This is a genomic window from Frankia sp. Hr75.2, from assembly GCF_949319125.1.
GTDB lineage: Bacteria > Actinomycetota > Actinomycetes > Frankiales > Frankiaceae > Parafrankia > Parafrankia soli.
On the sequence record NZ_CASGGV010000288.1, the window covers coordinates 97,950 to 110,773 of the forward strand.

At 75.2% G+C, this 12,824-nt stretch carries 8 protein-coding genes; 6 read left to right on the forward strand and 2 right to left on the reverse strand.

Annotated elements, in window-relative coordinates:
* Positions 1 to 59: 59 nt before the first annotated feature.
* From hemE to AC559T_RS20610, 4 genes are all read left to right on the forward strand, one after another.
* Complete coding sequence (hemE, locus tag AC559T_RS20595) at positions 60 to 1,142, forward strand: uroporphyrinogen decarboxylase (protein WP_112108130.1); 1,083 nt, start codon at positions 60 to 62, stop codon at positions 1,140 to 1,142.
* A 226-nt stretch (positions 1,143 to 1,368) separates the two neighbouring features.
* Positions 1,369 to 2,781, forward strand: a complete 1,413-nt coding sequence (gene hemG / locus AC559T_RS20600) for a protoporphyrinogen oxidase (RefSeq protein WP_131625961.1) — start codon at positions 1,369 to 1,371, stop codon at positions 2,779 to 2,781.
* A gap of 110 nt (positions 2,782 to 2,891) precedes the next feature.
* Complete coding sequence (hemQ, locus tag AC559T_RS20605) at positions 2,892 to 3,746, forward strand: hydrogen peroxide-dependent heme synthase (protein WP_498869775.1); 855 nt, start codon at positions 2,892 to 2,894, stop codon at positions 3,744 to 3,746.
* A gap of 1,317 nt (positions 3,747 to 5,063) precedes the next feature.
* Positions 5,064 to 6,572, forward strand: a complete 1,509-nt coding sequence (locus tag AC559T_RS20610; RefSeq protein WP_071061797.1) for a sugar transferase — start codon at positions 5,064 to 5,066, stop codon at positions 6,570 to 6,572.
* Between the two features lie 48 nt (positions 6,573 to 6,620).
* On the opposite strand, the gene cysC is transcribed toward AC559T_RS20610, so the two are convergent.
* Positions 6,621 to 8,441 (reverse strand): adenylyl-sulfate kinase, encoded by a 1,821-nt coding sequence (gene cysC, locus AC559T_RS20615; protein WP_498869776.1) that lies wholly within the window; start codon positions 8,439 to 8,441, stop codon positions 6,621 to 6,623.
* 35 nt (positions 8,442 to 8,476) lie between these two features.
* On the opposite strand from cysC, the gene AC559T_RS20620 reads away from it, so the two are divergent.
* Both AC559T_RS20620 and AC559T_RS20625 read left to right on the forward strand, forming a co-directional pair.
* Positions 8,477 to 9,379 carry a 3'(2'),5'-bisphosphate nucleotidase CysQ gene (locus AC559T_RS20620; RefSeq protein WP_498869777.1) on the forward strand — a complete coding sequence of 301 codons (903 nt, stop codon included), beginning with the start codon at positions 8,477 to 8,479 and terminating at the stop codon, positions 9,377 to 9,379.
* Positions 9,380 to 9,429: 50 nt separating this feature from the next.
* Positions 9,430 to 10,638, forward strand: a complete 1,209-nt coding sequence (locus AC559T_RS20625; RefSeq protein WP_498869778.1) for an ATP-dependent DNA ligase — start codon at positions 9,430 to 9,432, stop codon at positions 10,636 to 10,638.
* Between the two features lie 64 nt (positions 10,639 to 10,702).
* Here AC559T_RS20625 and AC559T_RS20630 read toward each other — a convergent pair whose 3' ends face one another.
* On the reverse strand, positions 10,703 to 12,814 hold the full coding sequence (locus AC559T_RS20630; RefSeq protein ID WP_498869779.1) for a hypothetical protein: 2,112 nt from the start codon (positions 12,812 to 12,814) through the stop codon (positions 10,703 to 10,705).
* Positions 12,815 to 12,824 lie beyond the last annotated feature (10 nt).

Below are 12,824 nucleotides of genomic sequence, written 5' to 3' on the forward strand. Positions count from 1 at the left end.
TCGCACACAGTCGTGTGCCCTGCGCGGCATCTGTCCGCCGGGCGTGCAACGATCGGGCCATGTCCCTCGGAAGTACCGCCGTTGCGCCGCCTCGCCCCGGGGTCTCGCCCCGACGTCCAGGTCTCGCCGCGACTTCGCCGTTCCTGCGCGCCGCCGCCGGGGACCGCCCCGACAGCGTGCCCGTGTGGTTCATGCGGCAGGCCGGCCGGGTGCTTCCCGAGTACCGCGCCCTGCGCGCCACCACCGCCATGCTCGATTCCTGCCGCAACGCCGACATGGTCACCGAGATCACCCTGCAGCCGGTGCGCCGTTTCCGGCCCGACGCCGCGATCTTCTTCTCGGACATCGTCCTGCCGCTCGCGGCCGTCGGGGTGGACGTCGACATCGTCGCCGGGGTCGGGCCCGTGGTGGCCCATCCCGTCCGGGCGCCGTCCGACCTGGACGTGCTGCGCCCGCTGGAGCCCGGTGACGTGCCCTACGTGAGTGAGGCGGTGGCCTCCCTGGTCCGCGAGCTCGGGCAGACGCCGCTGATCGGTTTCGCCGGTGCGCCGTTCACCCTGGCCAGCTACCTGATCGAAGGCGGGCCGAGCCGCAGCCACACCCGCACGAAGGCGCTCATGTACGCCGAGCCGGTGCTGTGGCACGACCTGCTCGGCCGGCTCGCCGACATCACGGCCGCCTTCCTGCGGGTGCAGGTCGACGCCGGCGCCGACGCCATCCAGCTGTTCGACTCGTGGGCGGGCGCGCTCAGCGAGGACGACTACCTGCGCTACGTGGCTCCGCACAGCACCCGGGTCCTCGCGGCGTTCGCCGACGACGGCATCCCGCGCATCCACTTCGGGGTGAACACCGGGGAGCTGCTCGGCGCGATGGGCGCGGCCGGCGCGGACGTCGTCGGGGTCGACTGGCGCGTCCCGCTGGACGAGGCCGCCCGCCGGGTCGGCCCCGGCCGTGCCGTGCAGGGCAACCTCGACCCGGCCGCGGTCTTCGCCCCGTCCGACGTCCTCGCGGCGAAGGTCCGCGACGTCTGCCGCCGGGGTGCGGCCGCTCCCGGGCACATCTTCAACTTCGGGCACGGCGTGCTTCCGGAGAGTGATCCGGGCGTGCTGGCGCACATCGTGGACCTCGTCCACCAGTTCTGACAGCGGGGCGGCAGCCACCGACTCGCCAGGCCCGCGCACGGGGCCGTAGGCCGGTCCGGGGCCGCTCGGCGGTGCCCGCCACCGGCGTGGCACGGCCGCGGGCGAGACTGGAGCCGGCCGCGGGACTCGGGCCGGCCCGGCCAGGTGAGGTCGGTGGAGCCGTGGGCCCAGGGCCCCGATCCGGGGGCGGCCACACGGGGACGGCGTGAAGGGGCTGGGAGAAGACGTGCGGGTTGTGATCATTGGAGCGGGTATCGCGGGGCTGTCCGCCGCGAGCGCGCTGGCGGGCAGGGCCGAGGTCACCGTGGTCGAGGCCGGTGACCGCATCGGCGGCAAGCTGCGCACCACCCCGATCGAGGGGCTGGCGGTGGAGGAGGGCGCGGAGGCCTTCCTCGTCCGCGTGCCGGAGGCGCTCCGGCTGGCCCGGCACATCGGGCTCGGGCACGACATCGTGCATCCGACGACGACCAAGGCCTCGCTGTGGGTGGGCGGGCGGCGCCGTCCCATCCCGCCCAACACGATGCTGGGGGTCCCCACCGACGTGCTCGGCCTGGTGCGCTCCCGGGTGCTCTCGCCCTTCGGGCTGCTGCGCGCCGCGGCCGACCTGGTGCTCCCGCGCACGACCCTGCCGACGGACCCGACGGTCGGCGGGTACGTCGGCGCCCGCGTCGGGCGGGAGATCGTGGACCGGCTGGTGGACCCGCTGCTCGGCGGCGTCTACGCCGGGCGGGCTGACGCGCTCTCGCTGCAGGCGACCGTCCCCCAGCTCACCCCGATCGCGACCGAGGACCGCTCGCTGCTGCTCGGCGCGCACCGCGTCCGGGCCCGGACCGGACCGGCCCCGGCGCAGACGCCCGTGTTCGCCTCGCTGCGCGGCGGCCTGGGCTCGTTCGCGGAGAAGGTGGCCAGCACCAGCGGTGCCACGGTGCGGACCGGGCTGATGGCCCGGGAGCTGCGCCGGGTCGAGGGCGGCTGGCAGGTGCGCTGTGACCCGGTGGGCGGCGGTGAGGTGCCCCCGCCCCTGGTCGCCGACGCGGTGATCCTCGCGGTTCCCGCCGGCGCCGCGCGTGATCTCCTCTCCCCGATCGCCCCGCACGCGGCCGCGCCCCTCGCGGGGGTGCCGTACGCGTCGGTGGGCCTGGTCACACTGCTCTACCGGGGAGCTGTACCGCCGCCCGGCAGCGGCCTGCTCATCCCCGCGCGGGCCGGCCTGTCGATCAAGGCGGTGACCTACCTGTCGGTGAAATGGCCGCACATCGCCCGCGGCGGCGACCTGACGGTCGTGCGGGCCAGCGTGGGCCGCGCCGGCGCCGACGACGACCTGCGGCGCGGCGATGTCGAGCTCGCCGGCGTCGCCGCCGCCGAGGTCGCCCAGGTCACCGGGATCAGCGCCCGTCCGATCGCCAACCGGGTCAGCCGCTGGGGCGGGGCGCTCCCGCAGTACCTGCCGGGGCACCTGGGCCGGATCGCGGCCGTCCGGCGCGCGCTGCCGGCGGGCATCGCGCTCGCCGGCGCCGGCTACGACGGTGTGGGCATCCCGGCGTGCATTCGTTCCGGCGAGGCGGCCGCGGCGTCGGTGGTGGGCCAGCTGCGGCCGGACGGGACGCAGGCGGCGGAGTCCGAGCCGGCGGGTGCCTGACCCGCGGGAGCCTGGGGCGGAGGGCGCACCGCGGTGGTGGGCGCCCCCGCACCCCGCGACGGTGGGCCTGGCTCGCTCGCCGACCCGCGGCCAGGGTGGACAATGGTGGCATGTCAACTGGCGATGACGTCCAGCGCAGCGGCACCACCTCGGCGTCCGCGTCCTCCGTTCCGGGTGGGCGGCCTCCGGCCACCGTGCCCACCAACAGCGCCCCCCCCACCACCACCGTCCCCACCGGTGCCCCCGCCTCCGGCGCTCCCGGACCTGCCGACGGGGAGTCCACGAAGTCGGCCCGTGAGCTGAACGACGAGCTGCTCTACACGGGCTGGTTCGTGTTCGCCGCCCGGCAGCCGCTGCCCGCCGATCGCGCGGGCATCACGGCGGAGGCCGGCGAGCTGCTTGACGGCGCACTGGCGAAGGACGTCTACACCCGTGGTATCTACGAGGTCTCCGGCTACCGGGCCGACGCCGACGTGATGATCTGGTGGACCTCACCCAACCCGGACCTGCTGCAGCAGACCTACCAGCGTTTCCGGCAGACCGGCCTGGGGCGGTGCCTGGAGCCGGTGTGGTCCGCGGTGGGTCTGCACCGTCCGGCGGAGTTCAACCGGAACCACATCCCGGCCTACGTGCGCCGGGAGGACCCGCGGGACTACATCTGCGTGTATCCGTTCAACCGGTCGTTCGAGTGGTACCTGCTGCCCGACTATGAGCGCCGCGGCCTGCTCGCCGAGCACGGGATGATGGGCCGGGAGTACGAGGACGTGCGGGCCAACACCGTGGCCGCGTTCGGCCTGGGTGACTACGAGTGGCTCCTGGCGTTCGAGGCCGACGAGCTCCACCGGATCGTCGACTGCATCCGCCACCTGCGGGCGAGCGCGACGCGCCGCCACACCCGGCTGGAGACGCCGTTCTACAGCGGCGCCCGCAAGCCGCTGCCGGACGTCGTCGCCGCCCTGCCGTAACCCCGGGTCCCGGCCTTCCGGTTCCGGTCTCGCCTCCGCGAGCTGAGCCCCGGTCTCGCCTCCGCGAGAAGAGGTCGGCGCCTGCCCGGGCGCCCCCACCCGTCCGGCAGGCGCCGACCGCCCCATTGCTGCCCTCACGGCCGGGCGGCGGATGTCGACCCGGGCGGGCAGAAACCACCGGCATCCATCGGTCCGCAGGACCCGGGCGCTCGGTGGTCGGCGGCCGGACGCTCCCCGGCCCGGCCATGACTGACAGTAGCATCGCCGCTCGGTTCTGTCTGCTACTCGACAATGGAATGCACTGAACGTAACCGCAAATCGCCTCAATTCGGTTGATTCGGTTTCTGTGTGACGGTGAGCAACTGAAGGGTCTCGGTTGTTTTAACTACTCCTAGTCATCGGCGGGGCGGCCATACCCGACGCGGAGCTGTCGGAAACACGGCTTCGGCCCCGGGCGGGGCGCTGGTCGGCGGCGGTGGTCGTGCCGGTAACGTTGCCGCCTGACCATCGAGCGCCGCATGTCGGGGCCTGGGCGGACCGCGGCGGTCCGCGTCGGCGTCCCGGGTCGCGTCGGTTGCCCACACCGCGCGGAGGTGTTCCCCGGGCCGATTCGGGGCTGCCCGGGTCCGTACACGATCGCTGGAGGTCGGAGTCGGTGAAGCCGCGAGCGATGAAGCCACGGGGGAGTGAACCTGCGATGAACGCCTCGGTGCGAGGCGTCAACGTGCCTGGGCCCCGGGTCCGACCTTGTGTCCGCGTCGGCGATCTGCCCCACGAGCCGGTTGGTTCTGATCGACAATGGCTGCGGCGGGGAGATGCGCGGGGGGCGGTCTCCACCCGTCCAGCTCGCCGATCGGAACTGATGTACCGAGGTCCTGGGGGGGTCCTGCTGTGACGGAGACTGTGTCCGGAGGAACGAGACCATTCGGGGGGGCGAGATCGTCCGGGGGGGCGGTGCCCCCCGGCGGCCCGCGTTCGTCCGGCGGAGCCATGCCGCCCGGTGGGGCGAGGCCGGCGGGAGGGGCGAGGTCCGTGGGTGGAACGAGGCCGGCTGGTGGATCCTGGCCGCCCGCCGGCGGCCCGGGTGTCGTGCCGCAGTCCCGCGGCTACTTCGAACCGGGCCAGCCGACCCCTCCGGGGCCGCCCGTGCGGCCAGGCTGGCCGGGGCCGCCCGAGGAGTCCGACTGGCTGGAGCCGGAGCCGCCGGCAGAGGCTGACTGGTCGGAGCCGCCGGCGGGAACCGGCTGGCCCGAGCCGCCGGCCGCGCCCGGCTGGCCGGGGCCGCCCGCGCAACCGGCCGCCGGCCGGCACCATCGTGTGCCCGCTGGCACGCAGTTCGACTTCGCCCACGTCGAGACCTCGCCCGACGCGACCAGCTACCGGGCCCAGGTCGGCTGGGAGCGGCGCTACGTCCGGCTGCTGGTGCTCTTCGACGCGATCGCCTGTGTGATCTCCGCGGGCCTGGCCTACTTCGTCCGTTTCGGGGACGTCGTCGACTTCGACACCAAGCCGCCCTCCTCGAAGCCGTACATCATCATGACGGTCCTGCTGCCGCTGGCCTGGGTGCTGGCGATGTCGCTCAACCGCGCCTACGAGAGCCGCTTCCTCGGCGGCGGCTCGGAGGAGTTCCGGCGGGTCGTCAACGCCGCCGCCCGGCTCACCGCGCTGGTCGCCGTCGCCTCTTACGCGACAAAGGCCGAGATCGCCCGTAGCTACGTGCTCATCGCCTTCCCGGCCGCCACGCTGCTGTCGGTGGCCGGCCGCTCCGCCGGGCGCGGCATCCTGCACCGCATGCGGCGGCAGGGGCGTTGCCTGCACCGTGTCCTCGTCGTGGGGGCCGGCGAGTCCGCGGCCACCCTCGTCCGGCTCGCCCAGCGCGACCCGACCACCGGCTGGTCCGTCGTCGGTGTCTGCCTGGACCGCCTGCCCGGCCGGCACAGCCACGACCGCCCCGAGCGCAGCGGGTTCGACCTGCTCGGTGTGCCGATCGTCGGCACCTCGGAGAACCTGCACACCGCCATCCAGGCGACCCACGCGACAACCGTCGCGATCGGCCCGCAGATGGACGGCGAGACACTGCGCCGGGTCCTGTGGGCCCTCGAGGGCAGCGACGTGGACGTCCTGGTCAGCTCGGCGCTGACGGACGTGACCGGGCCGCGGATCTCGATCCGGCCGGTGGCCGGCCTGCCGCTGCTCCACATCGAGGAGCCCGAGCTCAGCGGCACGCGCCGGCTGATGAAGATGGCCTTCGACCGGATCGTCGCCGGCACCGCGATCCTGCTGTTCGCTCCGCTGCTGATCGGGCTCGGCCTGGCGGTGCGGTTCACCAGCCGCGGTCCGGCGATCTTCAAACAGATCCGGGTCGGGCGCGGCGGCAGCGAGTTCCGGATGTACAAGTTCCGTTCGATGTATGTAGACGCCGAGCAGCGCAAGGCCGAGCTCGAGTCGAGCAACGAGCGCGCCGAGGGCCTGTTGTTCAAGATGCGGGACGACCCTCGGATCACCAAGGTGGGCAAGTTCCTCCGGAAGTGGTCGCTCGACGAGCTGCCCCAGCTGTTCAACGTGGTCAACGGCAGCATGTCGCTGGTCGGCCCGCGCCCGCCGCTGCCCTCGGAGGTCGCGCGCTACGAGGACGACGTCTACCGCAGGCTGATGGTCAAGCCCGGCCTCACCGGGCTGTGGCAGATCAGCGGGCGCAGCGACCTGGAGTGGAACGAGTCCGTCCGGCTCGACCTGCGCTATGTCGAGAACTGGTCGCTGGCCATGGACTTCGTCATCCTGTGGCGCACGCTGTTCGCCGTGCTGCGCCGCGAGGGCGCCTACTGACAGCGGGTCCCTCCTGCTGCCAGCGGGCTGGCGGGTGCCCACTGGGGCCTACTGGCCGCGGGCGCCCTCGACCCAGCCGGCCTCGACCAGGTGCGCGAGCACCCGGTCGACGGCCTGCTCGGTCGGCAGGCCCGCCGTGTCGACCACCACGTCGGCGTCGGCCGGCTCCTCGTACGGGTCGGAGACGCCGGTGAAGGCGGGGATCACCCCCGCCCGGGCCTTGGCGTAGAGGCCCTTGCGGTCCCGTGCCTCGCACACCTCCAGCGGGGTCGACACGTACACGAGCACGAAGCCGCCGCCGCGGGCGGTGGTCATCGCCCGCACCTGGGCGCGGACGTCAGCGTAGGGCGCGATCGGCGCGCACACGGCGATCCCGCCGGCGCCCGCGACCTCCGCGGCGACGAAGCCGATGCGGCGCACGTTCGTGTCCCGGTCGGCGCGGGAGAAGCCCAGGCCCTGGGAGAGATGCGTCCGCACGATGTCGCCGTCGAGCAGGGTGACCCGCCGGCCCCGTTCGAGCAGCCGGCACACCAACAGGCCCGCCAGGGTCGACTTGCCCGAGCCGGACAGCCCGGTGAACAGGATCGTCAGGCCGCGCTGGCGGCGCGGGGGAACCGCGCGGGTCAGCTCGGCCGCCACCGCGGGCGGGGTGAGCTCGGCGGGCAGCGGCACACCCGCGTCGAGCAGGGTCGTGAGATCGTCGGCGCCCGGCGCGCCGATCGCCGGCCCGGTCAGGCTGCCGGCACAGCCGTAGACCTCGGCGAGATGGGCCCGCAGGGCGGTGAGCTCGGCGATCTCGTCCAACGCCGGCTCGCTCGCCGCCTCGTCGGCCAGGCCGCCCGGGGCGGTCGCGCTCATCGCCGGCTCACGGGGCGCGGCGAGCCGCTCCGACGGGACGACCGGGACCAGTACGAGCATGCTGCGGTGTTGGCGGGACTCCGGCGCGAGCGCCGCGGTGTGGGCCGGCTCCGGCGGGCTGGCCGGATGCGTCCGGCCGTCGTCCCGCGACACCGCGTCGGAGGCGACCGGCTCGTGGGCCAGCGTCGCCTCGGCCGGGCGGGGCGGTGCGTCGATCGCGTCCAGCGCGGCGAGCAGGCAGCGCACCCGCAGGTGGTGCGCGGCGTCGGCCGGGTCCGCCCCGCCGACCGGGGCCAGGATCACGCAGTGCTTGCCCTGCCGGGTCAGCGCGCGGATGCGCCCGACGTCGGCGGTGTACAGCAGGCCGTCGGCCCACACCGCCCACGGGGCCGCGCCCGCCCCGGTCGCCCAGCCCCGGGCGGCGAACTCGGCGCGCAGCCCTTCCGGGGTCAGCCGTAGCCGCGGGTAGTCCGGATGGCTGGGCAGCTCCAGGCCCTCCACCGTGCCGACCAGGCGCACCGGGCCCGCTCCGGTGGCAGTCGCCGGCGTTCCGGAGGCCTCCGCCGGTATCGCGGTGGCGGGCGTCGGTGAGTCGTCCGCGGTGGGCTCCAGACCGAGCAGGTGCAGGGCCGCGATCATCACGCCCTCGCGGTCGCGCAGCGCGACGTCCATGCCCGGGCCCAGCGCGGCCGCTGTCTCACCGGGGACGGTCAGGCTCGGCACCGGCGGCCCGGCGGGCTGGCGGGCCCGGCCCGGGTAGCTCGGCGCCGGGCCGAACGCGCCGAGCAGCATCAGCTCCAGGTCGGTGAGCTGGCGCGTGTCGAGCACGACCGACGGCCAGGCCACCGAGGCGGCCCGCAGCTCGCGGGCGCGGTCGGCAGCGACGACGGCAAGCGGACAGACGCCGTTCGCGCCGCGCTGCTCACCAGCGCCCGGTATGTCGGGCGGACCAGCCGTGGCATGCGGATCCGGGGCGGACGAGCCGACGGCGGTGTCGGAGGTGGCGCTCACACCCGCGACGGTAGCGGGTGGAAGACTCCCACCCGATGAGCACCGACGACATCCGCCGGCCGGACGGGTTCGCCACGGTTCCGGTCGACATCGCCACGGATGAGCTCAGCGATGCCACGCTGGCCGTCCGGCTGGCCACTGACGCGGGCAAGCTGCTCCTGCGGATCAGGGCCGAACTGGGATTCGCCGAACCGGCGACCCTGCGCGAGACCGGCGACGCCCGGTCGCACCGGCTGCTGGCCCGCGCCCTCGGCCGTCACCGGCCGGGCGACGCGGTGCTCTCGGAGGAGGCGGCGGACGATCCGGTGCGGCTGGGCGCGGACCGGGTGTGGATCGTCGACCCGCTCGACGGCACCCGTGAGTTCGCCGAGCCGGGGCGGACCGACTGGGCCGTGCACGTCGCGCTGTGGGAACGGGGCGAACTGACCGTCGGGGTCGTGGCGCTGCCCGCGCTGGGCGTGACGCTCTCGAGCGAGGGCCCGCTCCCCGCCCGGGCGCTCCCGGCGGCACGCGGGGCCGGCGCGGTGGCCGCAGGCCCCGCGGGCCCCGCGGGGAACCGGGGGATCCCGGCCGGCCCGGTGGCCCCGGCGGGCGCCGACGCCGCGGTGCCGCGCATCGTCGCGAGCCGGACGCGGGCGCCGCGGGTCGTCACCGACGTGGCCGAGAAGCTGGGCGCGACCGTGCTGCCGATGGGGTCCGCCGGGGCTAAGGTGGCCGCGGTCATCCGCGGCGACGCCGACATCTACGTCCACGACGGCGGGCAGTACGAGTGGGACTCCGCGGCGCCGGTGGCCGTCGCGCGGGCGGCCGGCCTGCACACCAGCCGGCTCGACGGGTCGGAGTTGCGTTACAACCAGCCCGACCCGCTGTTGCCCGACCTGGTCGTGTGCGATCCCGCCCACGCCGAGCAGGTGTTGGCCGTGACCCGCGCGCGCTGACCCGCCTGCCGTGCTCGCGATGCGCCGGCCCGATGCGCGAGGATCGGCGGGTGGACCTGCCTGTGACACCGCCGGTGAAGCCGATGCTCGCCCGCGCGGCGCCGCAGATCCCCCCGGACATGCTGTATGAGCCGAAGTGGGACGGCTTCCGCGCCCTGGTCTTCCGTGACGGGGCCGAGCTGGAGATCACCTCGCGCAGCACCCGGCCGATGACCCGCTACTTCCCCGAGCTGGTCGAGGTGCTGCTCGCGGCACTGCCCGACCGCTGCGTGCTTGACGGCGAGATCGTCGTCGTCGGCCCGGACGGACTGGACTTCGAGGAGCTGTCGCAACGGGTGCATCCGGCGACCAGCCGGGTGGCGAAGCTCGCGCTGGAGACCCCGGTCTCGTTCGTCGCGTTCGACCTGCTGGCACTCGGTGACGAGGCGTTCACGGACCAGCCGTTCGCCCGGCGGCGCGCCGTGCTCGAGGAGGTTCTCGCCGGCCACGCCGGCCCGGCTGCGCCCGGATCGGCACCGGTCCGGCGAGTCCCGAGCGGGGTCTACCTCACGCCCTCGACCGGCGAGCTCGACATGGCCCGGCAGTGGTTCGAGCGCTACGAAGGCGCGGGGCTCGACGGGCTGGTCGCCAAGCCGCCGGACGGGGCGTACCAGCCGGACAAGCGCGTAATGTTCAAGATCAAACATGACCGCACCGCCGACTGCGTCGTGGCCGGCTACCGGCCGCACAAGAACGATCCGGAGGCGGTCGGGTCGCTGCTGCTCGGGCTCTACGCCGACCCCGCGGACGAGGCCGACTCCGAGGACGCGACGGACCCGGCCCGGGAAAGCCCGCTGCTGTCCGTCGGGGTCACCTCGGCCTTCCCGATGGCGCGCCGGCGGGAGCTCGTCCGCGAGCTGGCCCATCTCGTGGTGCCGATCGACTCCCACCCCTGGGCCCGCCAGGGCCCGGAGAACGCCGCGCAGCCGGGCGGCGACGCGGGCGAGGAACCGACAGCGGCCGCGGGGCAGCCGGCGCGCACGCCCTGGGACGCCGAGGAGAGCCGGTGGGCCCGTGGCCGTGACCTCTCGTTCGTCCCGCTGCGGCCCGAGCTGGTCGTCGAGGTGCGCTACGACCACATGGAGGGACCGCGCTTCCGGCACACCACGCAGTTCGTCCGTTTCCGGCCTGACCGTGACCCCGGCGGGTGTACCTACGCCCAGCTCGAGCGCCCGGTGCGGTTCGACATCGCCGACGTCCTGCGCATCCCGCCGGACTGACCGGCCAACCTCAGGTTCGGGCGCGCGGCCGCGGCGGTGCCCGGGCGGCGGGTGCGGTGGGGGATCATCCCGGCGGCACCTTGCCCGCGGGCGCAGACCGGGCCCAGCCCGGGGCCCACCCGGGCACCACGTCCGCGGGTGGCGCCGTGAGCACCGCCGGCAGCCGGTCGTTGTTCGCCACGATCGCGGGGCTGGCCAGCCAGGCGGCGTACGCCGTCCGCTGCTCCCGGTTCATCCGGGCGACGTCCATCGGCTCGCCGCCCGGACCGGTGAAGTCGTTCGCCGGCCCGGTGACGAACCCGTCGGCGCGCGGGTCGCCGGTGTAGTGGCGGGTACCGCCACCGGGGAGCTGGACGACGACCGGCCGCAGGGGGTCGCCGTCCCGGTGCCGCCACATGTCCGCCACCGAGGCGCGGTAGCGGGACTGCCACCCCGGAATGGCCCGTAACCCGGCGCGCAGGTCGGCCAGGACGGCCTGGGAGCCCGCGGTGGGCAGGTGGGCGGTGGCCCGGCGGACCCGGTCCTCGACGATCTCGACCGTCAGACCCCGGGCGGCGTTGGTGAGGGTCCGGACCACGCTGGTGAAGTCGATGGACTTCGCCACCTCGGCCAGGATGTCGATCATGACTGCGGTGCGCAGCCGGTGCTCCTCCTGCCTCGTGGCGTGCTCGCGCAGCACCCGCTCGGCCGTCTCGCTCAACGCCGTCCCGAAGAACGTGGTCACCTCGTTCGCCTGGTGGTAGGCCAGGGCCCGCGGGCTCGCCGGGTAGTGCGCCGCGCCGGGACCGTTGTAGCCCCGGGTCTGCTCCCAGGCCCGCTGATCGATGCCCGCCCCGACGGCCACCGCGTCCGCCGCGAGCAGCGGGGCGCTGGCGCCGCCGCGCAGGCTCTCACGCAGCAGCGCGGCCCACTGCCGGGGCTCCCGCCCGAGCCCGGGCGCGTCGAGCGCGGCGGGGTCGGGCGGCAGCGGCGAGACGACCGCGGCGTAGAGGTCGTCGCGCCAGGCGTGCAGGACCTCGCCGTAGGCCGCTCGCATCCGCGGGGAGACCTCGCTCGGGCCGGCCCCTGCCACCACGTCCACCAGTTGTGCGACGAACTGCCGGGCGGCGCCCGGGCGCGCCAGCCGAGCCTCCGCGCCGCCGGCCGCCGCGACGAGCTCCGTGCGCGCCGTCTCGAGTTCCGGGGCGCGCCAGCCTCCGGCTGGGCGCAGGCCGGCCGGCACGTCGGCGCTCTGCGCCCTGGAGGCGTGCAGGAGCTGGGGGAGGTGCCTGGTGCTGAAGGTGGGCGCGAGCTCGGGGTCGGCGGCTATCGCGCGCAGCAGCGCGGAGCCGAACGCCTCCCGGCTTAGCCGGTCACCGCCCGCATCCCCGGCGCCGCCCGCGCCTCTGATGCCGGCCGCGCCCCTGGCGGCGGGCCCGCCCGGCCCCGCCTGGAGGCCGACGTCGCGCAGCGAGCCGTCGCCCGTCCCGAAGAGCAGTTCGCCGAGGCGCGCCAGCAGCGCGGAGGCGAAGCGGCCGTGCCGCAGCAGCGGCCCGAGCAGCGAGGTCTCGACCTGGTCGTCCCGGCGCCGGCTGTTGAACCGGCCGAGCCAGGAGGCGTCGAGGCGGCGCAGCCGGCTGTAGCTCGCCAGGGTGCGACCGATGATCTCCTCGCCGTGCCGGGCGGCGCCCGGCTCCCGGGCCCCGAGGACCTGGTGCAGAAGACCGGCCAGAGCGGAGGGGCCGAGGCGGTCGTAGAAGCCGGTCACGAAGTCGGGGTCCGCGGCCCGCCCGGACAGCGTCGCCGCCAGGTCGGCCAGCCTGCTCCGGTCGCGGCGGTCGGGATCCGGGCGGAGCAGGCGGTCGGCGAGCGAGCGCCCCGCGGCCCGGGCCTGTTCGGCGGTGTCGTACAGGTCGGGAACGCCGCGCAGGGCGGCCGGGGGCAGCGGGCCCGTGGTCCCGGGATCGGCGGCCTCGGCGAGTGCCAGCCGCCGGCGCAGCATCGTGATGTCCTGATCGGCCCAGGCGTGGGCCGCCCGCAGCCTGGCCGGCGTGTCACCGGCGATCCGGGTGGCGTCGACGTGGGCCGACAGCAGCCGGGCCTGGGCCTGCGCCGTCTCCCGCAGGTCGGCCATCGCGGTGATCAGTCTCCGCAGCGAGTGGGGATCGACAACGACTCGGTTGGCGGGTGCGGGCATGGCTCGGCGC

Bases quoted from the DNA above. Each gene is read 5' to 3' on its own strand.
- hemE (WP_112108130.1), top strand. From the start codon at position 60: ATGTCCCTCGGAAGTACCGCCGTTGCGCCGCCTCGCCCCGGGGTCTCG.
- hemQ (WP_498869775.1), top strand. From the start codon at position 2,892: ATGTCAACTGGCGATGACGTCCAGCGCAGCGGCACCACCTCGGCGTCC.
- AC559T_RS20620 (WP_498869777.1), top strand. From the start codon at position 8,477: ATGAGCACCGACGACATCCGCCGGCCGGACGGGTTCGCCACGGTTCCG.
- AC559T_RS20630 (WP_498869779.1), bottom strand. From the start codon at position 12,814: ATGCCCGCACCCGCCAACCGAGTCGTTGTCGATCCCCACTCGCTGCGG.